At 72.3% G+C, this 25,144-nt stretch carries 19 protein-coding genes and 2 pseudogenes; 9 read left to right on the top strand and 12 right to left on the bottom strand.

Translation table 11 applies throughout. From position 1 onward, the window contains the following. Positions 1-12: 12 nt before the first annotated feature. On the bottom strand, positions 13-1,698 hold the full coding sequence (locus tag OG627_RS33035; protein WP_329071457.1) for a serine hydrolase: 1,686 nt from the start codon (positions 1,696-1,698) through the stop codon (positions 13-15). A gap of 153 nt (positions 1,699-1,851) precedes the next feature. Between OG627_RS33035 and OG627_RS33040 the strand changes: the two genes are divergently transcribed. Continuing rightward, a complete protein-coding gene (locus tag OG627_RS33040) occupies positions 1,852-2,958 on the top strand; it encodes a calcium:proton antiporter (protein ID WP_329071460.1) in 1,107 nt (368 codons plus the stop codon). Positions 2,959-3,001: 43 nt separating this feature from the next. Next, complete coding sequence (locus tag OG627_RS33045) at positions 3,002-4,588, top strand: fatty acyl-CoA synthetase (RefSeq protein WP_329071462.1); 1,587 nt, start codon at positions 3,002-3,004, stop codon at positions 4,586-4,588. A 49-nt stretch (positions 4,589-4,637) separates the two neighbouring features. On the opposite strand, the pseudogene paaK reads toward OG627_RS33045, so the two are convergent. Then, a pseudogene (gene paaK, locus OG627_RS33050) lies at positions 4,638-5,936 on the bottom strand (phenylacetate--CoA ligase PaaK). Between the two features lie 247 nt (positions 5,937-6,183). On the opposite strand from paaK, the gene OG627_RS33055 reads away from it, so the two are divergent. From OG627_RS33055 to OG627_RS33070, 4 genes are all read left to right on the top strand, one after another. Next, positions 6,184-6,426 carry a DUF397 domain-containing protein gene (locus OG627_RS33055; protein ID WP_329071464.1) on the top strand — a complete coding sequence of 81 codons (243 nt, stop codon included), beginning with the start codon at positions 6,184-6,186 and terminating at the stop codon, positions 6,424-6,426. Positions 6,427-6,510: 84 nt separating this feature from the next. Continuing rightward, entirely contained in the window at positions 6,511-7,011 is a 501-nt protein-coding gene (locus OG627_RS33060; RefSeq protein WP_329071466.1) for a hypothetical protein, read from the top strand. Between the two features lie 252 nt (positions 7,012-7,263). After that, complete coding sequence (locus OG627_RS33065; protein WP_329073165.1) at positions 7,264-9,513, top strand: glycoside hydrolase family 95 protein; 2,250 nt, start codon at positions 7,264-7,266, stop codon at positions 9,511-9,513. 141 nt (positions 9,514-9,654) lie between these two features. Further along, positions 9,655-10,764, top strand: coding sequence for a baeRF3 domain-containing protein (locus OG627_RS33070; RefSeq protein WP_329071467.1), 1,110 nt, complete (start codon positions 9,655-9,657; stop codon positions 10,762-10,764). A gap of 88 nt (positions 10,765-10,852) precedes the next feature. On the opposite strand, the gene OG627_RS33075 is transcribed toward OG627_RS33070, so the two are convergent. Continuing rightward, on the bottom strand, positions 10,853-12,814 hold the full coding sequence (locus tag OG627_RS33075; RefSeq protein ID WP_329071469.1) for an N-acetylmuramoyl-L-alanine amidase: 1,962 nt from the start codon (positions 12,812-12,814) through the stop codon (positions 10,853-10,855). 350 nt (positions 12,815-13,164) lie between these two features. Next, on the bottom strand, positions 13,165-14,292 hold the full coding sequence (locus OG627_RS33080; RefSeq protein WP_329071470.1) for an aminoglycoside phosphotransferase family protein: 1,128 nt from the start codon (positions 14,290-14,292) through the stop codon (positions 13,165-13,167). A 243-nt stretch (positions 14,293-14,535) separates the two neighbouring features. Between OG627_RS33080 and OG627_RS33085 the strand changes: the two genes are divergently transcribed. Next, positions 14,536-16,029, top strand: a complete 1,494-nt coding sequence (locus OG627_RS33085; RefSeq protein WP_329071472.1) for a DNA-binding protein NsdB — start codon at positions 14,536-14,538, stop codon at positions 16,027-16,029. A gap of 70 nt (positions 16,030-16,099) precedes the next feature. On the opposite strand, the gene OG627_RS33090 is transcribed toward OG627_RS33085, so the two are convergent. The 5 genes from OG627_RS33090 to OG627_RS33110 form a co-directional block, all read right to left on the bottom strand. Beyond that, entirely contained in the window at positions 16,100-17,545 is a 1,446-nt protein-coding gene (locus OG627_RS33090; RefSeq protein WP_329071474.1) for a PP2C family protein-serine/threonine phosphatase, read from the bottom strand. A 150-nt stretch (positions 17,546-17,695) separates the two neighbouring features. After that, entirely contained in the window at positions 17,696-18,271 is a 576-nt protein-coding gene (locus tag OG627_RS33095) for an SRPBCC family protein (protein ID WP_329071476.1), read from the bottom strand. Positions 18,272-18,356: 85 nt separating this feature from the next. Further along, on the bottom strand, positions 18,357-18,935 hold the full coding sequence (locus OG627_RS33100) for a TetR/AcrR family transcriptional regulator (protein ID WP_329071478.1): 579 nt from the start codon (positions 18,933-18,935) through the stop codon (positions 18,357-18,359). Then, positions 18,932-19,294, bottom strand: a complete 363-nt coding sequence (locus OG627_RS33105; protein ID WP_329071479.1) for a DUF1304 domain-containing protein — start codon at positions 19,292-19,294, stop codon at positions 18,932-18,934. Before OG627_RS33105 ends, OG627_RS33100 begins: the two co-directional genes overlap by 4 nt. A 94-nt stretch (positions 19,295-19,388) precedes the next feature. Next, a complete protein-coding gene (locus OG627_RS33110) occupies positions 19,389-20,231 on the bottom strand; it encodes an endonuclease I family protein (RefSeq protein WP_329071481.1) in 843 nt (280 codons plus the stop codon). Positions 20,232-20,614: 383 nt separating this feature from the next. Between OG627_RS33110 and OG627_RS33115 the strand changes: the two genes are divergently transcribed. Further along, positions 20,615-21,886: a ricin-type beta-trefoil lectin domain protein gene (locus OG627_RS33115; RefSeq protein ID WP_443073588.1), complete on the top strand. Its 1,272-nt coding sequence runs from the start codon at positions 20,615-20,617 to the stop codon at positions 21,884-21,886. Positions 21,887-21,963: 77 nt separating this feature from the next. Here the strand turns inward: OG627_RS33115 and OG627_RS33120 are convergent. Together OG627_RS33120 and OG627_RS33125 are read right to left on the bottom strand one after the other, a co-directional pair. Further along, a pseudogene (locus tag OG627_RS33120) lies at positions 21,964-22,401 on the bottom strand (isocitrate/isopropylmalate family dehydrogenase); the annotation flags it as partial. A gap of 60 nt (positions 22,402-22,461) precedes the next feature. Beyond that, positions 22,462-22,932 (bottom strand): hypothetical protein, encoded by a 471-nt coding sequence (locus OG627_RS33125; RefSeq protein WP_329071485.1) that lies wholly within the window; start codon positions 22,930-22,932, stop codon positions 22,462-22,464. A 367-nt stretch (positions 22,933-23,299) separates the two neighbouring features. Between OG627_RS33125 and OG627_RS33130 the strand changes: the two genes are divergently transcribed. Then, on the top strand, positions 23,300-24,079 hold the full coding sequence (locus OG627_RS33130) for a polysaccharide deacetylase family protein (protein ID WP_329071487.1): 780 nt from the start codon (positions 23,300-23,302) through the stop codon (positions 24,077-24,079). 16 nt (positions 24,080-24,095) lie between these two features. Here the strand turns inward: OG627_RS33130 and OG627_RS33135 are convergent, their stop codons facing one another. Beyond that, a complete protein-coding gene (locus OG627_RS33135; protein ID WP_329071489.1) occupies positions 24,096-25,004 on the bottom strand; it encodes a hypothetical protein in 909 nt (302 codons plus the stop codon). Positions 25,005-25,144 lie beyond the last annotated feature (140 nt).

A 25,144-nucleotide genomic window follows, 5' to 3' on the forward strand; every position in this document is an offset into this window, starting at 1 on the left:
GGACCGGGGATCTCAGTCCGGCGAGGCGCTCCAGCCGTCCGCGTGCAGCCGCGCCGAGTCCCGCCGCCGCGACTCGTCGAAGACCGTACGGCCGTCGTCGCCCTCGATCCGCAGGTCGTCCACGTACACGCCGCGCCCGGTGTACGGCCCGCTCGTCGCGTACCGCCAGCGCAGCCGTAGCGCCGCCGCGTCCCGCCGGGCCGGCAGATCGGCGGTCACCCGGTGCCAGACCCGGCCCGACCAGCCAGTGACCGAACCCGCCGGACGGCGCAGCGGGTCGTGTCCCGGCCGTACGGTCGTGAAGGGCACCGGCCGCCAGCCGCCGCCCGCGTCCACCGACATCTCCAGGAACAGCGTGCCGCGGTCGGGCACGGTGTCCCACCACAGCGCGCAGCTCAGCCGCCCCCGCCCCGGCCCCGGATCCATCTCCGGCAGCGTGAGCGTGGCCGTCGCACCGCTCGCCATCCCGGAGAACCAGGCGGTGGCGCCCCGCACCGGCAGGACCGGCACGGCGCGGGCCATCCGGTCCGCGCACGCCACGCGCGGCGCGCTGCCCGAGCGCAGGCCGCGCATCGGATGGACGGAGTTGCCGAGCAGGATCAGGAACGAGTCGGTCGTCGGATCGAGCACCAGGGAGGTCCCGGTGAAGCCGGTGTGGCCGGCCGTGCGCGGCGTGGCCATCGCGCCCATGTACCAGCGCCGGCACAGCTCGAAGCCCAGCCCGTGCGGCTCACCGGGGAACGCGCCGTTGAAGTCGGTGAACATCAGCTCCACCGACTCGGGGCGCAGGATCCTCGCCGCGCCGTACGCGCCGCCGTTCAGGAGCGTACGGGCGAGGACCGCAAGGTCCCGGGCGGTGGAGAAGACGCCCGCGTGGCCCGCGACCCCGCCCAGCGCGTACGCGTTCTCGTCGTGCACCTCGCCCCGCACCGGCCCCCGGTCGAGCCCCGACCACGGCGGGCGCGCGTCCTCGGTGGCGGCGATGAACGGCCGCCAGGAGAGCGGCGGGTTGTAGCGCGTGCGGCGCATCCCGAGCGGAGCCGTGATCTCGTCGTGGAGCAGGGCGTCCAGCGGGCGTGCGGTGATCCGCTCCAGGAGCAGCTGTACGGCGATGAGATTGAGGTCCGAGTAGAGACAGACCGTGCCCGGCGGGTGCGCCGGAGCCTCGTTCCACAGCATCCGCAGCTTCCCCTCCCGGGTCGGCTCGGTGTACAGCGGCAGCCAGGCACGCAGCCCGGAGGTATGGGTCAGCAACTGCCGCACCGTGATGTCCCGCTTGCCAGCGCCCCCGAACTCCGGCAGATACGAGGCGACGCGCGCCGCCGGCTCCAGCTCGCCCCGCTCGATCCGCCGCACCGCCAGGATCGAGGTGAACAGCTTGGAGAGGGAGGCCAGGTCGAAGACCGTGTCCTCGGCCATCGCCAGCTGCCGCCCGGCCGGCAGCTCCACGGCCCTGCCGGTCCGCTCGTCGTACCCCGCGTACCGCACGGCGCTGCCGATCGCGCGGTGCAGAGCCACCGTCCGGCCCCGCCCGGCGAGCAGCACCGCGCCCGCGTACCAGGGATGGACGGGGGAGGGGCCCAGGAAGGCGGCCGCCTCGTCGACCAGCCGCTCCAGCTGCCCGGCGATCAGCCCCGCGCTCCCGGCGGAGCCGTACCGCAGGGTGGGCGCCGTCCCGTCCGTCTCGTCCTCCGCCATCAGCCGTCCCCTCCTCGCGCACGGTACCGAACACCCCTCCCGCTCCAGCGGATACCACAGCGGAACTGAGCACGCGTCAAGGACCGCCGCCCCCTACCGGCGTCCGGCTCAGCCCACCGCGCGCACCCGGGCGACCTCTGGCAGCGTGTGAGCATGGCTACGCGCATCGGCATCAGGTCACTGACCTCCCAGTGGACCGTGGTGGTGCCACTGCTCGCGGTGGTGGCGCTCGTGCTCAGCTGGGGGCGCAGCCTGCCGGGCTTCGCCGTCGGTCTGGTCGCGCTCTGCCTCGCCGGCGCGGTGCTCGCGGCGGTGCACCACGCCGAGGTGATCGCGCACCGGGTGGGGGAGCCGTTCGGCTCGCTGGTGCTCGCCGTCGCCGTCACGGTCATCGAGGTGGCGCTCATCGTCACCCTCATGATCGACGGCGGTGACAAGATCGCCTCGCTGGCCCGCGACACCGTCTTCGCCGCCGTCATGATCACCTGCAACGGCATCCTCGGACTGTGTCTGCTGGTCGGCGCGGTCCGCAGCAGAATCGCCGTGTTCAACCCCGAGGGCACCGGCACCGCGCTCGCCACCGTCGCGACACTGGCCACCCTCACCCTGGTGCTCCCCACCTTCACCACCAGCAAGCCGGGCCCCCAGTTCTCCCCGGCCCAACTGGGCTTCGCGGCCGTCGCCTCGCTCGGCCTGTGGGGGCTGTTCGTCGCCGTGCAGACCGTGCGGCACCGGGACTACTTTCTGCCCGTCACCCAGGAGGGCGATCTGCGGGAGGACGATTCGCACGCCCCACCGCCCACTCGCCGGGCCACTCTGCTGAGCCTGGTGATGCTCCTGGTGGCGCTGATCGCGGTCGTGGGGGACGCGAAGGCGGTCTCCCCGACCATCGAATCGGCGGTGGACTCGGCCGGGCTGCCCCAGGCCGTGGTCGGGGTCGTCATCGCACTGCTGGTGCTCCTGCCCGAGACCATCGCCGCCGTGCGCTCCGCCCGCCGCGAGCGGGTGCAGACCAGCCTCAACCTGGCGCTCGGCTCCGCCATGGCCAGCATCGGACTGACCATCCCGGCGATCGCGCTCGCCACCATCTGGCTGGAAGGCCCCCTGGTCCTCGGCCTCGACGCCACCCACATGGTGCTCCTCGCGCTGACCGTGGTCGTCGGCGCGCTGACCGTCGCACCCGGCCGCGCCACCCTGCTCCAGGGCGGAGTCCACCTGGGAATCTTCGCCGCGTTCGTCTTTCTCGCCATCAGCCCGTGACCGGGGGATTGACCCGCCCGCCGGCCGCACGGAGGATCGCGGGATGACCGCCGGGGACGAGACGTTGAGCGAACCGCCCAGCACGGCCGACCCCGGCAGCACCGTCGACCCCGGCAGCACCGTCGACCCCGGCAGCACGGTCGACCTCGACAGTACGATCGACGGCCTGGTGCGCCGCAGCGCCGCACGGGTGCCCGACCGCACGGCCGTCAGGTACGGCGACCGGAGCTGGACCTACGCCGAGCTGGACGCCGCCGTCTCCACGGCGGCGGCCGAGCTGCGGGACCACGCCCGGGAGGCCGGCGACCGGGTCGCCGTCTACGGCCACAACTCCGACGCCTACCTCATCGCCCTGCTCGGCTGCGCGCGGGCCGGGCTCGTACACGTACCGGTCAATCAGCATCTGACGGGCGACGACCTCCGCTACCTGCTGGAGCAGTCGGGCAGCACGCTCGTCCTCGCGGATCCGGATCTCGCCGGCCGGATCCCCGGCTCCGTGCCGGTAAGGGCCCTGCGCGACACCGACGAATCGCTGCTGGCCGCGCTCCGCGTACCCCGCCGTTACGAGCGCGAGGCCGACCCGGGCGAGCTGGTCCAGCTCCTCTACACCTCGGGCACCACCGCGCTCCCCAAGGGCGCGATGATGACCCACCGGGCCCTGGTCCACGAGTACGCCGGCGCAGTCGCCGCGCTGGATCTGCGCGAGAGCGACCGGCCGGTCCACTCGCTGCCGCTCTACCACTCGGCCCAGACCCATGTGTTCCTGCTGCCCTACCTCGCGGTCGGCGCGGAGAACACGATCCTGGACGCGCCCGATCCGGTGACCCTCTTCGACCTGATCGCCGAGGGGCGCGCGGACAGCCTCTTCGCGCCGCCGACCGTATGGATCGGGCTGTCCGGCCATCCGCGGTTCGCCACGACCGATCTGAGCGCGCTGCGCAAGGCGTACTACGGCGCCTCGGTCATGCCGGTGCCCGTCCTGGAGCGGCTGCGCGAACGGCTGCCCTCGCTCGCCTTCTACAACTGCTTCGGCCAGAGCGAGATCGGTCCGCTCGCCACCGTTCTCGGGCCCGACGAGCACGAGGGCCGGATGGACTCGTGCGGCCGGACCGTACGCCATGTGACGGCGCGGATCGTCGACGAGCACGGCGAGGAGGTCCCGGACGGTACGCCCGGCGAGATCGTCTACCGGTCGCCCCAGCTCTGTACGGGGTACTGGGACAAGCCGCGCGAGACGGCGGAGGCGTTCCGGGACGGCTGGTTCCACTCGGGCGACCTCGCGGTACGGGACGCCGAGGGGTACTACACCGTGGTCGACCGGGTGAAGGACGTCATCAACTCCGGCGGGGTGCTGGTCGCCTCCCGGCAGGTCGAGGACGTGCTCCACACCCACCGGGCGGTCGTGGAGGCGGCCGTCGTCGGTCTGCCCGACGAGCGCTGGATCGAGGCGGTCACCGCCTTCGTGGTCCGCGACGGCGAGGTCACCGAGGACGAACTCCTCGCCCACGCGCGCGGGCGGCTGCCGCACTTCAAGGTGCCGAAGCGGATCCTGTTCGTGGCGGGACTGCCGCGCAACGCGAGCGGCAAGATCCTCAAGCGCGAGCTGCGGGACCGGTTCACCGGGTCCTGACGGCGCCCGGCCGGGCAGCGGACCACCGGCTCACGTTCCCGGTCCGGGGTCAGCGCGCCGGGTGGTCCGCCCTGAGGTCCACGACGCGCCTGCTCTTGCCCGCCGACCGCTCCAGGGTCAGCGGATCGACCACCTCGACGGCCACCGAGACCCCCACCCCCTCCTTCACCGCGGTGACGATCGCCCGCCGCGCCGCCGCGCGCTCCTCCACGCTCGCCGAGGCCCGCGCCTCCACCCGTACGGTCAGGGCGTCCAGCCGCCCCGCGCGCTCCAGCCGGAGCTGGAAGTGCGGGGACACCCCCGGCGTGCGGAGCACGATCTCCTCGATCTGCGTGGGAAAGAGGTTCACGCCGCGCAGGATCACCAGGTCGTCGGTCCTGCCGGTGATCCGGGCCATCCGCCGGAAGGGCCTGGCCGTACCGGGCAGCAGCCGGGTGAGGTCCCGGGTCCGGTAGCGGATCACCGGCATCGCCTCCTTGGTGAGCGAGGTGAAGACCAACTCCCCCTCCGCACCGTCCGGCAGCACCTCGCCGGTGAGCGGATCGACCACCTCCGGATAGAAGTGGTCCTCCCAGATGTGCGGACCGTCCTTGGTCTCGACGCACTCCTGGGACACCCCCGGGCCCATCACCTCCGACAGCCCGTAGATGTCCACCGCGTCGATCGCGAACCGCTCCTCGATCTCCCGCCGCATCTCCTCCGTCCACGGCTCGGCCCCGAAGATCCCCACGCGCAGCGAGGTGGAACGGGGATCGACGCCCTGGCGCTCGAACTCGTCGAGCAGCGTCAGCATGTACGAGGGCGTCACCATGATGATCTCGGGGCGGAAGTCCTAGATCAGCCCGACCTGCCGGGCCGTCATGCCCCCGGAGGCGGGGATCACCGTACAGCCGAGCCGCTCCGCCCCGTAGTGCGCGCCGAGCCCGCCGGTGAACAGCCCGTAGCCGTAGGCCACATGGACCCGGTCCCCGGGGCGTCCGCCGGCCGCGCGGATCGAGCGCGCCACCACGTCGGCCCAGGTGTCCAGATCCCGCTGGGTGTAGCCGACGACGGTCGGCCGTCCCGTCGTGCCGCTGGAGGCGTGGATACGCCGTACCTCCGACCGGTCCACGGCGAACATCCCGAACGGGTAGTTGTCCCGCAGATCCTCCTTGGAGGTGAACGGGAAACGCGCCAGGTCGGCGAGCGAGCGGCAGTCCTCGGGACGCAGTCCCGCCCGGTCGAAGGCGTCCCGGTAGAAGCCGACATGGTCGTAGGCGTGGCGCAGGGTGCGGCGCAGCCGCTCCAGTTGCAGTACGGCCAGCTCCTCGGCACCGAGCCGTTCCGCCGCGTCCAGCAGAGGTGTCATGGCGCTCCCTCCCGGTCCCTCGGGCCCTGCGGTCACCTGCGGGGAAGCGGTCGACCGATCATTCGGTTGATCGCCCCGGGATCAGTAATCCAGGAGCGCCGCCGGGCGTCAAGGGGTACGGCACCGGCCGCGCCGGAGCGCCGGCGCGGCGCGGATCCCGGCGGCCGCGGCCTTCCGACGTGGCCTGTCCCGGACCGGCGGCGGTCGATAGTCTGACCCCGGGACGACACAGCGGGAGGAGCGGGACGTGGCCGAAAGCATCACCACCCAGAAGCCGCATTCGGGCTGGGACAAGCCGGAACTGGATCTGAGCGAAGCGCAGTGGCGCTCGGGCAGCCGAGGCGCGGGTGACGTCCAGATCGCCTTCGTCGAGGGCTTCATCGCCATGCGCAACAGCGGGCGCCCCGAGAAGCCGTCGCTGATCTTCACCCCGGCCGAGTGGCGGGCCTTTGTGATCAACGCGCGCGAGGGCGAGTTCGACCTGACCTGAACCGGCCACCCCGGCACGGCCCCTGGCCCCCGGCGCCGGTCCACCCGGCTCCGGGGAAGTGGCGTGAACCCGTACCATGGTGGGATGTCCTTTCTCCGCCGCCGCAGCGCCGCCACACCCGCGGGCCCGGACTTCGATGTCCTGGCCATGGACCCGGGTGACTGGCCCGGCAACTTGGGCGCCGGGCTGCTGCCCGCGCCCGACGGCAGCTGCCAGGGTGTCTTCCTCCGGTACGACCTGTTCGGTGGCCGCGGCCCCGCGATGATCATCGGCAATCTCCCGGAGGGCTCCCCGGCCCGCGAGCTGGCGGAGGGGCAGATCCCGTTCGAGGTGGCGCAACTGCTGCTGGCGCTGGAGAACGAGGAGCCGGTCGAGGTCGTCGGCGCCGAGGACATGCCGGTGATGCAGGGGGACAACCTGCTGATCGTGCGCCGCCTCAAGCTCTCCGAAAGCCGCATCTCCTGCGTGCAGTTCGACCGCAGCGACAAGGTCCTGGTCACCATCGCCAGCTGGGACCGGCCGATCACCGACGATCTCTACGCCCTGCTCAAACCGCTGCCGGCGGAGCTGTTCCAGCAGGGCTGATCCCGGCCCCCCGGGCTCCGGGCCGCTCTCGCCGCCCTCCCCTCGCTCCCGCGTGGTGCCGTTCGGCGCACCACGCGGAATCGTCATGTCTCTTGCCGAATCAGTCATCGGACTTTTAACGTGCTGGTCATGACTTCCGGGACGCACCGCAGCGCCACGTACAACTCCGCCACCAGTGGAACCGGCACGTCAGCAGCGGGAGTTCCGGTACGGCCCGGAACCGGGACCGCTGTCAACCCCTCCGATGAATCAATGCTCTGGTACCGCACGCCCGCCACCGACTGGGAGCGCGAATCACTGCCCATCGGCAGCGGAGCGCTCGGCGCCGGTGTCTTCGGCACCCTCCCCACGGAGCGGCTCACCCTCAACGAGAAGTCGCTGTGGACCGGCGGCCCCGGAGCCACCGGCGGATACGACCACGGCGACGGGACCGCGCCCCGGCCCGGCGCCCTCGCCTCCGTACAGCGGCGCATCGACGCCGAGGGCGCGCTCGCCCCGGACACGGTCGCCGCCGAACTCGGCCGGCCCAGGCGCGGCTACGGCGCCTACCAGGTCCTGGGTGATCTCGAACTCGCCGTCCCGGGCGCGCCGTCGGCCCCCGACGCCTCCTACCGGCGCTCCCTGGACATCGCGTCCGCGCTCGCGGCCGTCACGTACACCCACCAAGGCACCACGCACACAAGGGAGTTCTTCGCCTCCCACCCCGCCTCGGTCATCGCCGGCCGGTTCAGCGCCGACCGGCCGGGACAGGTCGGCCTCACCCTGCGCTACACCTCGCCACGCGCCGACTTCACCGCCACGGCGGCCGGCGACCGGCTCACCGTCAGGGGCGCGCTCCAGGACAACGGGCTGCGCTTCGAGACCCAGATCCGGGTGACGGCCGACGGGGGTACGGTCACCGCGGGAGCCGACGGCACCCTCACCGTCAGCGGCGCGGACAGCGCCCGGTTCGTCCTCGCCGCCGGCACCGACTACGCCGACACCTACCCGCACTACCGCGGCGAGGACCCGCACCGCGCCGTCACCGCCGCGGTCGACGCGGCACTCGCCCGCCCCCACGACGCACTGCGCGCCGACCACGTGCGCGACCACCGCGCCCTCTTCGACCGCGTCCGCCTCGACATCGGCCAGAGCCCGGCCGAGCCGCCCGGCCTGCCCACCGACGAGTCGCTGAGCGGCTACACCGGCGGGGAGAGCGCCGCCGACCGGGCGCTCGAAGCGCTCCTCTTCCAGTACGGCCGCTATCTGCTCATCGCCTCCTCACGCCCCGGCTCGCTGCCCGCGAACCTCCAGGGAGTGTGGAACAACGACACCGCCCCGCCCTGGTCGGCCGACTACCACACCAACATCAACCTCCAGATGAACTACTGGCCCGCCGAGGTCACCAACCTCGCCGAGACCACCGCCCCCTACGACCGCTACATCGAGTCGCTGCGCGCCCCCGGCCGCCACAGCGCCCGCGCGCTCTTCGGCACCGAGGGCTGGGTCGTGCACAACGAGACCAACCCGTACGGATTCACCGGCGTGCACGACTGGGCGACCGCCTTCTGGTTCCCGGAGGCCGCCGCCTGGCTCACCCAGCAGCTCTACGACCACTACCGCTTCAGCGGCTCCACCGGCTATCTGCGGACCACCGCCTACCCGGTGATGAAGGAGGCCGCCGAGTTCTGGCTCGCCAACCTGCGCACCGACCCGCGCGACGGACAGCTCGTCGTCACCCCCAGCTACTCACCGGAGCACGGCGACTTCACGGCCGGTGCCTCGATGGCCCAGCAGATCGTGCACGACCTGTTCACCAACACCCTGGAGGCCGCCACGGCCCTCGGGGACGAGCCGGCCTTCCGCACCCGGCTGCGTACGGCTCTCGACCGGCTCGACCCCGGGCTGCGGGTCGGCTCCTGGGGGCAGCTCCAGGAGTGGAAGGCCGACCTCGACAGCCCGGCCGACGACCACCGCCACCTCTCGCACCTCTTCGCGCTCCACCCCGGCCGCCGGATCGAGGCGGGCAGCGCCCTGGCCGAGGCCGCCGAGGTGTCGCTGACGGCGCGCGGCGACGGAGGCACCGGCTGGAGCAAGGCATGGAAGATCAACTTCTGGGCGCGGCTGCGCGACGGCGACCACGCCCACACGATGCTCGCCGAGCTGCTCACGCACTCCACCCTGCCCAACCTGTGGGACACGCACCCGCCCTTCCAGCTCGACGGGAACTTCGGCGCCACCGCCGGGATCGCCGAGATGCTCGTACAGAGCCAGCACGGGCCGATCGAGATCCTGCCCGCGCTGCCCGCGCACTGGCCGCGGGGCCGGGTCACGGGCCTGCGGGCGCGCGGCGGCGCCACCCTCGACATCGCCTGGCAGGACGGCAGGGCGACCCGGCTCACGCTGCGCGCGGGACGCACCGGCGAGCTGACCCTGCGCTCCACCCTGTTCCCGGGCGGCGAACGGACCCTGCGCGCGAGCGCCGGCCGCACGTACACCTTCCCCGACATGCCTGAGACCTGAGTCCTGAGTCCTGAGATCCGCGCCCTGCCGGGAGGGTCCACCGGCACACCGCGCTGCGGAAGCGCGCGCCGTCCCGCACCATGGATGGACGAGCGGGGCCCGCTCACCCGCTGCCGGACCTCCATGGCGCGAAAGGCCAGCATGGACAGCAACGCTCTGACGCCCGACGTCCTGCGAGAACTGCGAACACCGCGCCCCTATCCCGCCGTCACCCTGACCATGCCCACCCACCGGCGCGAGCGCCACAAGGAGCAGGACACCGTACGGCTGCGCAACCTCCTCACCGAGGCCGGGCACCGCCTGGACGCCGAGACCGGCCTCGACAAGCGCGTCAGAACAGCGGTCAAGGAACAGCTCGGCAGAGCCGTCGCCGATGTCGATCTGCGCCACGCGCTCGACGGGCTGCTCCTCGCCGCCGACGCCGGGGAGTACCGGATCTGGTACCTGCCGCGCGAGGTCCCCGAGCGCGTCGTCCTCGCCGACACCTACCTCACCCGCAATCTGGTGGCCGCCACCGCGCAGTCCCGCCCCTACTGGGTCCTCGGGATCGCCGCCGACCGGGCTACGCTCTGGAGCGGCTCCGGCGAGTCCCTGTACGAGCATCACGGCGACGGATTCCCCATGACGCCGCCCGAGGAGAGCTGGGACGTCGAACGCGAGGAGCGCGTCGGCGACACCCCGAGCACCTTCCGCGACGAGGAGACCCGCCGCTTCCTGCGCTCCGTGGACGAGGCGGCCGGCGCCGTCCTGGCCCGCCGCCCCCGGCCGCTGCACCTGGTCGGCCTCGCCCCGGCGCTCGCCCTGCTGGAGGAGGCGGGCAACGCCACCCACCGGGCAGCGGGACGGCTGGTCAAGGGCGGTCTGACCGACGGGCCCGCCCCCGTCCTGCTCCGGGAGATCGGGCCGCTGGTCGCGGAGCACGCCCGCCGCGAGAAGGACGAGGTGCTCGGCAAGCTGGACGAGGCCAAGGGCCGGCGGACCTTCGCGGCGGGCCTCGACGAGGTCTGGGAGTCGGTGCGCGAGAAGCGGGCCGGGCTGGTGGCGCTCGAAGAGCACTACCACCGTACGGTCCGGGTCTGCGACGGCCATCTCGTGCCGGTCGACGGACAGAGCGCCGCGTACCCCGACGTACGCGACGACATCGTCGACGAACTCGTCGAAGCGGGCCTGGACGGCGGCGCCGAGGTGGTCTTCCTGCCGGACGACACCCTCGCGGGACACGACCGCATCGCCGCCGTCCTGCGCTACTGACGGCGCGCGTCACCCCATAGAGAGACGCGTCGGGCGTCACCGGCACCCCCGCGGCCGGCGACGCCCGACTTCCCCCTCGACGGTCCGGCTAGCCGCGCGGGCGGCCCGCCGGACGTACCTCGACATCGGACGCCTTCACATAGGCGATCCGGTGCCCGAACTGGATCTCGTAGTAGCGCTCCTCGCCCCGCACCACCCGGTGGCCCGAGGTGTCGAAGGTGGGCGCGTAGTAGTACTCACCGGGCCCGCTGCCGCCCACCACGTAGCGCTGGCCCGCGAGCAGCTTGTACGGGAACGCCGAGACCGTCTGCACCGGCACACCCGCCGGATACGCCGCCGCCTCCGGATAGGCGCGCCCGTACACCGGGATCCCGGTGAGCCCCTTCCTCGGCGTCAGCACCCGGGCCGTGGCGCCCACGGCGGTCGGACCGCCGCGCGGATTGTGGAACCACGCCTGCTGGCCGAGGTACCAGATGGCCGTCCAGTCGCCCGCGCGTCCGGCCACCGCGTACTGCTGGCCGGTCGTGGCCCGGGCGCCCACGTCATTGACGTCGATCGTGGAATCGTCCCCGCCGGGACGCAGCCCGACGTCCTTCACCAGCGGCGCGTCCTCGTCCGGCGCGGTGTGCAGCCGTACGGCGGCCGAGCCGTGCGGGGCGCACGCCTGGCCCGGCTTCTCGCACCCCGTGTACGGCGGCTGGTTCGCCGCGTAGTCGGGGCGGATCGTCACCACGTCCGCGTCCGCGCCCGCCGTCGCCCGGAACGGCTTGCCGAGCAGCTCGAAGTAGTGCGCCCAGTCCCAGTAAGGACCCGGGTCGGTGTGCATGCCCGGAATCGTCGCCGTGGTCGTGCCCGGCACCGTGTCATGGCCCAGGATGTGCCGGCGGTCCAGCGGGATGGAGTACTTCTTCGACAGATACGTCACCAGCCGCGCCGAGGTGCGGTACATCGCCTCCGTGTACCAGGCGTCCGGCGCCGCCAGGAAGCCCTCGTGCTCCAGACCGACCGACTTGGCGTTGACGTACCAGTTGCCGGCGTGCCAGGCGACGTCCTTGGTCCGTACGTGCTGGGCGATGAGCCCGTCGGAGGAGCGCAGCGTGTAGTGCCACGACACGTACTCCGGGTCCTGGATCAGCTTGAGCGTCGTGTCCCAGGACCCCTCGGTGTCATGGATGACGATGTAGTCGACCGACTGCGACGCCGGCCGGTCGGCCAGATCGTGGTTGCCGTAATCGCCCTCGCCGAACTCCTCGTACGGCGCCGGGAGCCAGGTGCAGGAGACCGACTTCGGGCACTCCGTCCCCGCCGCGTTCCCCGCGCGCAGCCCGAGCCGCCCCATCTGGGAGGTGTCGGGTGCCACGCGCGGGACCGCGCGCAGCGTCACGCGCTGCCCGCTGTCCGTGGTGCGCCGCTCGCCGGTGCGGATCACCTCGTACACGTCCTGGGCATAGGCCGACGCCGTCGCCGAGTCGTCCGCGCCGGAGAACCGGGCCACGGCCCCGTACCAGTCGGCCGGATCGGCGCTCAGCGGCTCGCCCAGCTCCCGCTGGGCCGAGGCCAGCAGCGCGGCGCCGCCCCGGACATTGGCGGCGGGGCTCTGCCGCAGCTCCTTGGCGGACAGCCCGGTCAGCGCGGCGGCGCGGTCCAGGGTGCGCAGCCGGGCCGGCAGCGCGGACGCCGTGGGGAGCGCCGCCCCGGTGACCGTTCTGGCCGGACGGGAGGAGTCGCCGCGGGCGTCCTCCGAGGGATCCGAGTGGTGCGGCGCCTCGGCGAGGGCGGTCCGCGCGTCCGTCAGATGCATCGGCCCGTAGCCGCCGGTGACGCTCGGCGCGCCGCTGTGCGTGTCCCAGCGCGACTGGAGATACGCGACCCCCAGCAGCACGCTCTCCGGCACCCGGTAGCGCGCGGCGGCGGCCGTGAACTCGCCCTGCAAGAAGCCGGGTCCGGGCTGCTGCGCGGTGGCGGAGGGAGTGGCCGAGACCAGCGGCAGCAGCAGCGCGGCGGAGGCGACGACGCCTCCGGCCCTGAGCGCGCGGCCGCGGGAGAACACCGCTCGTGGGCGTGGGGGGACGGTACCTTGCAATGCAGCCTCCAGTGACGGGTGGTGCGTGACGTACCTGCCGGGCCGACTCGCCTACAGAGGTACCGGCTGCCGGACGATCCGTCAATCAGGCGCCACAGAGCGAATTTCGCACGTCAGCGTGGGTGCGGCGGAGTTTCGCGACGGTGGTGCCCGGGCCTGCGGCGCGTCAGTGGAATGAACCAATGAACACGCCCGCACGACCCCCCCTCCGCACCCGCACGCCCCCTCCGCGCCCCGTGGCGGGCATCCCGCGCTCGCGCGCCCCGTATACGGCTACGGGGCGCGCGCCGAGCCCTCACCGGGTGCGGCGGGCCGGGTCAGCGGGTGCCGACCGCCGCCCGTACCGCCCGTCGCGCCATCGCGCAGTCGTCGTGCAGCCGGCGCAGCAGCAGCCGCTGCTCCTCACCCGCCGTCAGGGCGCTCTGCCGCTCCGGCGTCTGGGCCGAGGCCGGGCCCGCTGCGGACGGCGCCTCCCGCATCGCGCGCTGCACCGCCGTCTCGTACATCCGGATCTCCCGGGTCAGCACGAGCATCAGATTGACCAGGAACGCGTCCCGCGCCGCCGGGCCCTTGGCCGCGGCGAGCTGGCTGATCTGCCGCCGCGCCGCCGGGGCGTCGGCGAGCACCGCCCACAGCGTCGCCAGGTCGTACCCGGGCAGGTACCAGCCCGCGTGCTCCCAGTCGACCAGCACCGGACCGGCGGGGGAGAGCAGGATGTTGGAGAGCAGCGCGTCACCGTGGCAGAACTGGCCCAGGCCCTGGCGGGCGCCCGCGAGCCCGTGCAGCAGCTTCTGCAGATCCCCCAGGTCGCGGTCGGTGAACAGGCCCAGCTCGTGGTAGTGCGTGATCCGCGACGCGTAGTCCAGCGGCTTGTCGAACATCCCGGCCGGCGGGCGCCAGGTGTTGAGCCGGGCGATCGCGCCCAGCGCGGACCGGACGTCCGCGCGCGGCGGAGCGTCCATCGGATGGCGGGTCAGCGCCGCAGCCCTGCCGGGCATCCGCTCGATCACCAGCGCGCAGTTCTCGGGGTCCGCGGCGATGAGCCGGGGCACGCGCACCGGGGGGCGGTGCCGGACGAAGGAGCGGTAAGCGGCTATTTCGTGCCGGAACCTCTCGGTCCAGACCGGCGAGTGGTCCAGCAGGCACTTGGCGACCGCGGTGGTGCGCCCGGTGGAACCGACGAGCAGGACGGAACGGCCGCTGCGCCGCAGCACCTGGACCGGATTGAACTCCGGGCAGACCCGGTGCACGGCCGTGATCGCCATCCGCAGCTGGGCACCCTGGGGTCCGGACAGATCGAGTCTCCCGCTGAGCGGCCCCGCGACCGTCCCCGCCCTGAGCCGGGTCCGCCCCGCGTGGGTCGGGTCGAGGTACGGGCCGCTCCCGGGAGTGACCGTACGCTGCGCCCGGGGCGGGGCCGACACGGAGGACGATGCTGTGTTCATGGGCGAGCCAGATCCCTTCGTGCGTGGACGGGTTGCGTGCGCCGTCCCGCCCCGGCGGCCGTGAGGCACCCTGGGGAGTGCGTCCGGCTGCCGGGCCGGGGTGGCGCGTTCCTACCCGACACCGGCAGGCGGGTGGCACACCATCTGGCGGACCCTGGCGAACCCTGGCGAATAGTCGCCGGGCATCTGACCGGGAGCTACTGAGAGCTACTGTCAACTCAGCCGAGAACCTGGGGGCTTGACGTGGGTGGAGAACCCAACACCCGTCTTTCGGACCTGTTCGGCCTGGCCGGCTGGTCCAAGGGCGAACTCGCGCGGTTGGTGAACCGGCAGGCGGCGGCCATGGGCCACCCGCAACTGGCCACCGACACCTCGCGGGTGAGGCGCTGGATCGATCTGGGGGAGACCCCGCGCGACCCCGTGCCGAGAGTGCTGGCGGCCCTGTTCACCGAGCGGCTCGGTCGTGTCGTGACCATCGAGGACCTCGGCTTCGTGCGGAGCGGACGCGCGGGGAGACGACGGGCAGCCGGGAACGCGGAGAACCCGGACGCCCTTCCCTGGGCGCCGGACCGGACGGCGGCGGTCCTCACCGAATTCACGGGAATGGACCTCATGCTCAACCGTCGCGGCTTGGTGGGCGCGGGTGCCGCGCTCACCGCGGGCCCAGCACTCACCAGCGTCATGTACGACTGGCTGCACTCCGACCCCGCACTCTCGTCCGACGCGCCCCGGTCGGCCGATCCCCTGCACGCGGAACCCGCCGGGTACGACCTCTACGAGGCCGCGCCGATCGGCTCGCAGGAGATCGAGGCACTGGAGCACTCCGTCGAGGTGTTCCGCGCCTGGGACGCCGCCCGTGGCGGCGGACTCCAGCGCAAGGCCGTGGTGGGCCAGCTCAACGAGGTGGGCGGCATGCTCGCCTACCGCCACCCCGAACACCTCCAGCGGCGCCTGTGGGGCGTCGCCGCCAATCTCGCGGTACTCGCCGGCTGGATGTCCCACGACATCGGCCTCGAACCCACCGCCCAGAAGTACTTCATCATCGCCACCCACGCGGCGCGCGAGGGCGGCGACCGTCCCCGCGCGGGCGAGGCCCTGTCGAGGGCCGCCCGCCAGATGATCCATCTGGGCCGCCCCGACGAGGCACTCGATCTGATGAAACTCGCCAAGTCGGGCTCCGGGGAGAAGAACCTGCCCCGCACCCGGGCCATGCTGCACACCATCGAGGCGTGGGCCCAGGCGTCGATGGGCCGGGGCCAGGCCATGCGCCGCACGCTCGGGGAGGCCGAGGACCTCTTCGTCTCGGACAAGGGGGACGTGCCGCCGCCCAGTTGGATGCAGATGTTCGACGAGGCCGATCTGCACGGCATGGAGGCCCTGGCCTTCCGCACCCTCGCCGAGCACGAGCCGGGGGCGGCGATCATCGCGCAGCGGCACGCCAAGAAGGCGCTGGAGCTGCGGGTCGGCGGCCGGCAGCGGTCCAAGATCTTCGACTACATCTCCCTGGCCTCGGCCTGCTTCATCGCGGACGATCCCGAACAGGCCGACCGCTACGCGCGGCTCGCGCTGGTGTCGATGGGGGAGACCTCCTCGATGCGCACCTGGGACCGGCTGCGCGAGATGTACCGGCTCACCGGTCAGTACGCGGGGTACCGGAGGATCGAGGAGCTGCGCAAGGAGATCGAGGGGGCCATGCCGAGGAGTTCCGGCAAGAAGCTGGGCAAGACCGAGATCTGAGGAAACAGGGCGGGTCCTACCCGCCTTCCGGTACGCGGTACGCCCCGCGAACCGTTCGCCCGTTCCGGTCTCAGTCTCCGATCCTGGCGACCATCACACAGGCGTCGAGGGTGCGTTCTGCCTGTCCGAACTCCTCGGCGATCACGGTGGCGCACTCCCGCGCGCCACGGGCCCCGGCGAGCCGGGGCGCCAGCGCGAGGAGCCGGTCCCGCTCCGCCCCCGTACCCGCGCCGTCGGCTCCGCCGGCGCGCGTCAGTCCGTCGGTGTGCAGGACCAGCAGGTCCCCGGGGAGCAGCTGGACATCGGCCTGCTCGTACGCGGCTCCGGAGGTCGCGCCGAGCAGGACGCCGTCCGGCGGGGTCAGCGCTCGCCCCGTCCCGTCGCGGAACAGCAGCGGGGCGGGGTGGCCCGCCTGGGCCCAGGCGAACGAGCCGGACACCGGGTCGTAGCGGCCGCAGAGCGCGCTGCCCAGCGCGGGCCGCCGCGAGGTCTCCAGCAGTTGGTTGAGATGGGCCAGCAGGGGGCCGGGCTCGATGCCCGCCACGGCCATGCCGCGTACCGCGCCCAGCAGCATCGCCAGACTGGAGGCGGCGGCCACGCCCTGCTCGGTCAGATCGCCGACCGTCAACAGCGCTTCACCGCTGGGCAGTTCGAGTGCGTCGTACCAGTCGCCGCCCGACAGGGGGTTCGACGAGGACGAGAGATGACGCGCGGCCAGGTCCAGCGCCACGGCGCCGCCGCCCGACAGCCGCAACGAACCCTGCCGCGACGGCAGTACGGCCTCCCGCAACTCCGCCGCGAGCCGCTGCTCGGCCCGCGCCATCCGCCGCTCCTGCCGGAGCGACTCGCGGGACTCGCGCAGGGCGCGCTCACCGCGCCGCAGCTCGCTGATGTCGCGCACCACCGCCCACATGGAGGCGGTACAGCCGTCGGTGTCGAGGACCGGCTCACCCGTCAGCTGCACGGTACGGAGCTGGCCGTCGGCCCTGACGAGCCGCAGCTCGCCGTCCATCGGTCTGCCGTCGATCAGGCACTCCGTCACCATCGTGGTGAACAGGGCCTCGTCCTCCGCGAAGACCAGCGACGGCAGTTCGTCCAGGGTCAGCGGGCCGCGCTCGGGAGCCCGTCCCAGGATCCGGTACAGCTCGTCGGACCAGCTCACCTCGTCGGTGAGCAGGTTCCACTCGCCGCTGCCGACCCCGCCGGCGGCGGCGCCGTCGTCCGTCGTGCGGCTGTCCGTGAGCGCGCCGCCCGCCGGCGCCTCGTCCATGGCTCCGGCCGGGCGCCCGGCCCTGAGCTGGTCCAAGTGACCGCCCAGCTCGTCCAGGTGATGTACGGCGAGATCGCAGAGCGCGCGCCGCCAGCGCCACAGCGTGTCGTCGCCATCGGCGACGGTGTCCCGGCGCACGGCGTCCATGTCCCCGCGCATCCGACGGGTCACGTCGATGAGTGCTTCCACCGTCCCCCGCTCGGTGGGCTGCGGGGCGGGACGGTCCGCGAACAGGGGGGACGGCATCTCGTACTCCGATACGGGCGCGGCACTGCCTGGTCTGGAAGGGTGGACCGTTACGACTGTTGCACAGCCCGCAGTCACCCGACAGGCGTTTGGCAACACTCGATCAGGTGGTGCTTCTGGCATATGCCGCAGGCTGGCGAAAACCGCGCGTCACCCTCGGTCCCCGGGCCGCGCCTCCTCCTCCACCACCCGTTTGAGGTTGCGCAGCGTCGTCCTGATGTTCCGCGCCTGGAACGCTGCGAACGTATGTCCACGGGTGGCGACGCGGTCGAAGGCGTTCGCCACGAGGTCGGGCCAGTCGCGGCGGTCGTCCCGCCAGATCTCGGTCACCCGGGTGCCGCCGGGGACCGGCTCGAAGCGGTACTCCCAGGTGGCGATGGGGCCGCGCAGCCGAGGGGTGCGCAGACCGATGGCGCGGACCCGGAAGGCGAACCGCCGGCCGGGGTCGGCGACGGTCACCGTGCAGCGTGTGGTCCACCGCACGGGACCTCGCTTGTTCCGGCCGTCGAAGACGTCCCCGACCTCGGTCCGCCGTGCTCCGTCCTCGTCCCCGCCCGCCTCTCCGCCCGCCTCCCCGCCGGGCTTCGCGTCGGCGCTCCGGAGGGTGGCGCCGAGATTCTCCGGACTCCACCGGCCCATCAGCGCGGGCCTGCTGATCCGGTCGTAGAGCGCCGCCGGGGTCGCGGCGATGACCAGCGAGTCGGAAACGACGAGGGTGCGAGACATGGGGCTCCGATCCTGTGTGTGCTGCCGTGTGCTGCCGTGTGCGGCTGTTGGCGCCGAGGGACGGCTGCGGTGTTCCGGTGTCCGGTCAGCTCTGGGTGAAGGGCGTGCCGTGCAGCCGCACCAGCAGCCGCCAGACCCGGGTCGCGAGGGACTGCGGAGTGTCCTCGATCAGACCGTGCAGCCAGTCCGCCAGCACCCCGGCGAAGGTGGCGGCCACGGCGGACGCGATCAGCTCCGGCTCGGGCGCTCCGGCCAGCGCGCGCTCGGCGCGGCTGCGCTCCCGCAGCTCACGGTGGAGCAGTTCCCCGAGCGGGCCGCCGCCCCCCGGGCTCAGCAGGGTCCGGTAGAGGGCGGCGTGCGGGGCGATACGGGTGAAGAACTCCGGGAGCGCGGGCGGCGGAACGCGCGGATCGGGGACCCCGCGCCAGGCGTGCAGGGCGTCCACCGCGTTCCGCACGACATCGGCGCAGGCGTCGACGGCCAGCGCCTGGAGGTCCGGGTAGTGCAGATAGAAAGTCGCCCTGCCCACCCCCGCCCGGCGCGCCAGGGCCGCGACGCCCACCTCTTCGAGCGGGCGCTGCGCGCATTCGTCGAGCAGTGCCCGCCGCAGCCGGTCGCGGGTCCGTGCCGTACGGGGGTCGTGGGCCGGTTCGCCGGGTGTCATCCCGCCGCCAGCACGACCGCCAGGCCGATCGCGCCCGGCAGCGCCTGGGCGAACAGGATGCGCCGGTTCGCGGTGAGGCCGCCGTACACACCGGCGACGAGCACGCAGCTCAGGAAGAAGATCTGGACGCGGTGGCCGGTCGGGTCGGCGGCGATCAGTCCCCAGATCAGGCCGGCCGCCAGAAAGCCGTTGTAGAGACCCTGGTTGGCCGCGAGCGGTGCGGTCCTGTGTGCCATGTCGGCGTCGAAGCCGGAGAGTCCGCGCCCCGGTGCGCGCTCCCAGAGGAACATCTCCAGCACCAGGATGTAGACGTGGAGCGCGGCCACCAGGCCGACCAGTATGTGTGCGGCTACCTGCATGGAAGACTCCCGTGATCGTCACTGCTGGACATGTGTCCATGAAGCATAGACACATGTCCAGCGGTGAGCGACGCCCGGGGGCGGGTCGTGGTGGTTACCAGATGGACGCGACCCACTCGGGGTGGTCGATGAACGGGTTCCGGTTGTGCTGGAACTGGTCGTAGATGACGTCGTTGCGACGCTTCTCGAACGTGTCCGGCGGGTCCTGGTCGCTCCACTTCTTGAGTACGGAGAGCTTGCCGATCGCCGGACTCGACCCGTTGTTGACCTTCTCGTTCGGTTCGAGGTCGGCGAAGCCGTCGTCACCCTCGTACCGCACGGCCATGTAGAGGATCATCCGGGCGACATCGCCCTTCACCGCGTCGCGCGGCTCGAAGGAGTCGGAGTCGGTGTAGTTGCCGGGGGCGCCGGAGACCGCGCTCCCGCCGTTGTCGAAGTCCTTGTTCCCGCGAAGGGAGTTGACGGTGACGTCCTCCGGGCGCAGGTGGTGGAGGTCGGTACCGGGGCCGGTCGCGGTGCCGAAGTCGCCGTGGGACTTGGCCCAGACGTGCTCGCGGTTCCAGTCGCCGGTGTTGCCGCCGTTGCTCGTCTTGGACTGGGACCGTCCGGTGTACAGGAGGATCACGTTCGAACTGTTCGCGGGGTCCTGGTCGGTGACCTTGAGCGCGTCCCAGACCTGTGCGTAGGTGACCTTCGTCTGGCTCTTGATGATGGTGTGCAACGCCGACTTGAGCGCGGTGCCGCTCTTGCCGATCGCGTTCTGGTAATACGTGTCGTCCAGTGCGGCGGTGACCGCCGAGGACGTCGCGGGAGCGGCGGCGGGCACGCTCGCGGACGGTGCGCTCACCGGCGCTGCGGCAGCGGTGGTGGCGAGCGCCGCGGTGGCGACACCGAGAGCCAACAGCATGCGTCTGACGGGACGTTGACGACGTGGCATGGGGGGAGCTGTCCTCTCCGGGGGGACCATCGCCGCGGGCGGCCACGGGGTGGGGGGCGGCGCTGCGGTGGTCGCGAGGAAACGGTTCAGCGGGAGCTTTCCACAGGGCTGGTCGCCTTGTGTGAACACGCCGTGACAGTCATGTGCAGGTCAAGTTGCGGAACCTCGGTGCCGCGCCCCACGTCCGGGTCCGGCGGGCATATGGGTATATGGACGTGCGGTGGATCGAATTCCGGCCAACTATGGTCCATACCAGGTCCTTGACGGCCCCTCGGGAGCTGCCTTAAATCAAGTACTGAATCAAGCGTCCCGGGTAACTCCCCCAAGGGCTCGCCCATTCGGTCGAAATGTCATGCTCATGCCCCCCCCACAAAAGCGATGTGATGTCTGTGCGTATCTCCCCGATACGGCGAACCGCTCTCTGCGCGCTCGCCCTGCTGTGCTGTACGGGAGTGCTGACGGCGGTTCCCGCCGCCGCGGCGACCCCGTCGGAGCCGGCCCCCGCCGCTGCCGCCGCGGTCACCTTCACCGACGACTTCGACGGCCCGGCCGGATCGGCCGTCGACGGCTCCAAGTGGCAGCTGGAGACGGGTGACAACGGCGGCAACAACCGTGAGCGCCAGTACTACACCTCGGGCAACAGCAACGCGGCCCTCGACGGCCAGGGCAATCTGGTCATCACCGCCCGCAAGGAGAACCCCGGCAACTACCAGTGCTGGTACGGCCGGTGCGAGTACACCTCGGCCCGGCTCAACACGGCCGGGAAGTTCACCTCCACGTACGGACACGTCGAGGCCCGGATGAAGCTCCCGCGCGGCCAGGGCATGTGGCCCGCGTTCTGGATGCTCGGTGACGACATCGGCAGCGTCGGCTGGCCCAACAGCGGTGAGATCGACATCATGGAGAACGTCGGCTTCGAGCCCGGCACCGTCCATGGCACGCTGCACGGCCCCGGATACTCCGGCGGGGCGGGCATCGGCGCGGGCTACACGCTCCCCGGCGGCCAGGCGTTCGCCGACGCCTTCCACACCTTCTCGGTCGACTGGGCGCCCGACTCCGTCACCTGGTCCGTCGACGGCAATGTCTATCAGCGGCGCACCCCGGCCGATCTCGGGGGCCGCAACTGGGTGTTCAACAAGCCGTTCTTCATGATCCTGAACTTTGCCGTCGGCGGCGAATGGCCGGGTGACCCCGACGGCAGCAGCACCTTCCCGCAGCAGCTCGTCGTGGACTACGTACGCGTCACCACCGGCGACAGCGGATCCGGCGGCGGGGGCGGGGCGATCACCGGCCTCGGCGGCAAGTGCGTGGACGTGGACGGCGCGAAAACCGCGAACGGCACGGCCGTGCAGTTGTACGACTGCAACGGTTCGGCGGCCCAGCAGTGGACCGTCGCCTCCGACGGCTCGATCCGCGCGCTCGGCAAGTGCCTCGACGTCAAGGACAACAGCACCGCAGACGGCGCCCAGCTCCAGCTGTGGGACTGCTCGGGGGCCGGAAACCAGCGCTGGGGCATCTCCGGCGCGCAGGATGTCGTGAACGTCCAGGCCGACAAGTGCATGGACGCGACCGGAAACAGCTCGGCCAACGGCACCAGGCTCCAGATCTGGACCTGCGCGGGCACGCCCAATCAGAAGTGGACCGTGAACCGATGAGCGACGCCCCGGGCACCGGCGCGACATGAGGCGCCCGGGGCTGATCCTGGCTCAGGAGCTGATCGCGGGGCGGCCGGTCACGGGGATGCGGGCCGCCCCGCCCGCCGGATCCGCGCGAGCGGCTCGGACGCGAACGCCTCGGTGCTCGCCGTACCGCCCGGATCGGGGGTACGGACCCCGGTCCCGGCCGGCACGGCCGTCATCGCGTCGGTGATCGTCCCGGCCGCCTCCGGGTGGCCCAGATGGTCGAGGGTCATGGCCGCCGACCAGATCGCGCCGAGCGGATTGGCGACGCCCCGTCCCGCGATGTCCGGCGCCGACCCGTGCACCGGCTCGAACACGGAGGGGAAGTCGCCCTCGGGGTCGAGATCGGCGGCCGGGGCGATGCCGATGCCGCCCGCCACCGCGGCGGCCAGACCGCTCAGGATGTCGCCGAACAGATTCGATCCGACGACGACATCGAACCGTTCGGGCTCCAGTACGAACTTGGCGGCGAGCACCTCGCCGCGTTCCTGGACTCCGTCGGACCCATCGGCCCCGTCTGATCCCCGGCGGGACACCGGACCGGTGTCCCGTCAGGCGGTGGCCCCCGGCTCCACCTCCAGGAAGCGCCGCTTCCTCGGCCCCCGGTAGAGCAGGGCCTCCCAGCCCAGCCGCGTCAGCGCCCCGGCGCACTCGGTGAGGGCGCGCTCCTCCTGCTGGGCCGCCCCGTCGCCGGGCGGTCCGAGCCACTCCACCCGGGCGGTGGCGGGCCGTTCCCCGGCCGTCACGCGGTAGCCCGTGGCGATCCGCGCGCCGGCGCCGTCCACCGCGGAGGCCGCCAGCCCGGCGGCCTCCAGCGTCAGCGCCACGGCGCGCACCGGGAGCCGTCGCTCCCAGGCGGCCGGCACCGAGGCCGGATCGCCGGGCCCGGAGTAGGTCAGCCGCCGGATCTGGAGCAGCCCCTCGAACGCGGTGCGCACCTCGGCCTCCCGCGCCCGGGGCTCGGCCGCGGACCCCGGCCCGTCACCCGTGGCCGCCTCGAAGCCGTCGGACTCTTCCGCCACTTCCGCCTCCCAGCGCACAGAGAGACCCCGACCGGACGGGGGGACGCCGGTCGGGGCCGATCAAGGGAAGGTGCGGATGGCGGTCGCCTCGCGGCGATGGGCTCCGTGGGGCTTCAGCCGAACGATCTTCCCCACGGGCATTTCTTATGTGGGGCCCGGGGACTCAGTTCCATCCACACCCTCACTCCGTCCAACGGAGAGCCCGGGCCGAATGTTCCCGGGAGGCCCTCGGCCCACTATGAATCACATGTATACATCGTGTGTATAGTCGTGCGCGTCCCGCCCGTTCCCCAGCGGATTCGGGCGGAGCGCTGCCCGCACACGGCCCGGCAGCCGGCCACTCAGCGCGTCGGAAGAGAGATCAGCCATGCCACGGAACACCACGACCTGCACGCCACGAGGGATCGCCGCGGGGCTGGCCGTGGTCGCCTCCCTGACCCTGGCGCTGAGCGGCTGCGCGGCGTACGACGCCACCTCGCCCGCCGACGCCCGCTCGCGCCCCACCGCCGACGGCGGGGAGCGGGTGAAGTCCGGGGTCGACTGCGCCGAGGAGCGCTGCATAGCGCTCACCTTCGACGCGGGCCCGAGCAAGCACACGCCCGAACTGCTCGACATACTCAAGGAGAAGAAGGTGCACGCGACCTTCTTCCTGCTCGGCAGGAACCATGTCGTCAAGCACCCGGAACTCGTCCGGCGGGAAGCGGACGAGGGACACGAGATCGCCAACCACACCTGGTCGCACAAGATCCTGACCGATCTCGACGCCGACGGTATGCGTGAGGAGACGTCCCTCGCCCAGGACGCGATAGCGAAGATCACCGGGCACAAGCCCACGCTCATGCGGCCGCCGCAGGGCCGTACCAACGACACGGTCGCTGACGTGTCCCGTGGACTGGGCCTGGCGCAGGTGCTGTGGAGCGCCACCGCCAAGGACTACTCCACCACCGACTCCGCCCTCATCGAGAAGCGCATCCTGGACCAGGCGGACCGTGACGGCATCATCCTGCTGCACGACATCTACGACGGCACGGTGCCCGCCGTCCCCGGCATCATCGACGAGCTGAAGAACCGCGGCTACACCTTCGTCACCGTCCCCGAACTGCTGGCGCCGGGAACGGCCGAGCCCGGCAAGGTCTACAAGCCCTGACGGACGTCCGGAGGCGTCAGGACGGGAACTCGTCCTCGTCCACGTCGCTGGTGGTGGCGTTCCCGCCGACGGACTTGGCCAGCGAGTACTTCAGCACCGTGTACTGCGTCCCGCCGGTCACCGCGACGGTCCTGAAGGCGGCCTTGTCGTCGAACTTCTGGAAGGCGCAGTCGCGGGTGAAGGACTTCCTCGCGGAGTTCCAGTCCGTGCCCGACGAGAAGTACACCGTGTACGAGCCGTCGTCGACCGCGCGGACCGTCGCGCTCCGGCCCTTGCGGATGTAGACGGTGAAGGCGGTGCGCTTCTGCCTGGTCAGCGACACCACCGCGTCCGAGGCCGTGCCGTTGTCGATGGTGAGCCGGCCCAGCCCGCCGCGGCCGCCGTCCTTCACGAGGGTTCCGTTGTCGAGTCTGCGCTTCTTGGGCTTCTCGGTACGGGGGGCCGCTACGCGGGCGGGATAGCCCAGGCCGGTGAGTGTGGCGCTCGCGTCCCGCAGGCCGGCCGGTCCGTCGGTCGAGGCCAGTTCCACCCGGGGCGAGGTGGCGCACCGGCCATGGGCGGTGCTCGCCTCCTTCAGGTTCTCGCTCAGGGCGCGCAGCGCGATGGTCAGACTCACATTGGCGGTCGCCGCGTCGTCCGGCGTGGGGGCCGCCGTCAGGGCGTCGGCGGCGGCCCCGGCCGCGTCCGAGGCCGTACCGAAGGCTTTGTTCAGCGCGCCGCCGTCGTCCGTCCGGTTCATCGCGCGCAACGCCTTGTCGACCGGCTTCAGGGCGCTCTCCAGCGTCCGCCGGTACACGGCGGGGTCGACCTTCGGGGGCGGGGCCGGCGCGGAGGTGGTCACCGCGGCCGGGGAGTCCGGGCCGTCGCCGTCACCGCCGGAGTCGCAGGCGGCGAGGGGGAGCGCGAGAGCAAGCACGGCGCCCACGGCGGTGATCCTTCCCGGACCGGTCCCGCCCACCCCGCGCCCGCGCATACGTGTACCGCCCACGACTTGTCCCCCCGGGTCCCCCGTCCGGCCGCCGTCCGGACCGGAAACGTCCAGGCTTCTCCGCCACCGGAGGGCTG

The sequence above is a fragment of the Streptomyces sp. NBC_01429 genome, assembly GCF_036231945.1.
GTDB lineage: Bacteria > Actinomycetota > Actinomycetes > Streptomycetales > Streptomycetaceae > Streptomyces.

What these genes read in the sequence shown, in the direction of transcription:
- OG627_RS33035 (WP_329071457.1), bottom strand. Translation starts at nt 1,698, where the DNA reads ATGGCGGAGGACGAGACGGACGGGACGGCGCCCACCCTGCGGTACGGC.
- OG627_RS33040 (WP_329071460.1), top strand. Translation starts at nt 1,852, where the DNA reads ATGGCTACGCGCATCGGCATCAGGTCACTGACCTCCCAGTGGACCGTG.
- OG627_RS33045 (WP_329071462.1), top strand. Translation starts at nt 3,002, where the DNA reads ATGACCGCCGGGGACGAGACGTTGAGCGAACCGCCCAGCACGGCCGAC.
- OG627_RS33060 (WP_329071466.1), top strand. Translation starts at nt 6,511, where the DNA reads ATGTCCTTTCTCCGCCGCCGCAGCGCCGCCACACCCGCGGGCCCGGAC.
- OG627_RS33065 (WP_329073165.1), top strand. Translation starts at nt 7,264, where the DNA reads ATGCTCTGGTACCGCACGCCCGCCACCGACTGGGAGCGCGAATCACTG.
- OG627_RS33070 (WP_329071467.1), top strand. Translation starts at nt 9,655, where the DNA reads ATGGACAGCAACGCTCTGACGCCCGACGTCCTGCGAGAACTGCGAACA.
- OG627_RS33080 (WP_329071470.1), bottom strand. Translation starts at nt 14,292, where the DNA reads ATGAACACAGCATCGTCCTCCGTGTCGGCCCCGCCCCGGGCGCAGCGT.
- OG627_RS33090 (WP_329071474.1), bottom strand. Translation starts at nt 17,545, where the DNA reads ATGCCGTCCCCCCTGTTCGCGGACCGTCCCGCCCCGCAGCCCACCGAG.
- OG627_RS33095 (WP_329071476.1), bottom strand. Translation starts at nt 18,271, where the DNA reads ATGTCTCGCACCCTCGTCGTTTCCGACTCGCTGGTCATCGCCGCGACC.
- OG627_RS33100 (WP_329071478.1), bottom strand. Translation starts at nt 18,935, where the DNA reads ATGACACCCGGCGAACCGGCCCACGACCCCCGTACGGCACGGACCCGC.
- OG627_RS33105 (WP_329071479.1), bottom strand. Translation starts at nt 19,294, where the DNA reads ATGCAGGTAGCCGCACACATACTGGTCGGCCTGGTGGCCGCGCTCCAC.
- OG627_RS33110 (WP_329071481.1), bottom strand. Translation starts at nt 20,231, where the DNA reads ATGCCACGTCGTCAACGTCCCGTCAGACGCATGCTGTTGGCTCTCGGT.
- OG627_RS33115 (WP_443073588.1), top strand. Translation starts at nt 20,615, where the DNA reads ATGTCTGTGCGTATCTCCCCGATACGGCGAACCGCTCTCTGCGCGCTC.
- OG627_RS33130 (WP_329071487.1), top strand. Translation starts at nt 23,300, where the DNA reads ATGCCACGGAACACCACGACCTGCACGCCACGAGGGATCGCCGCGGGG.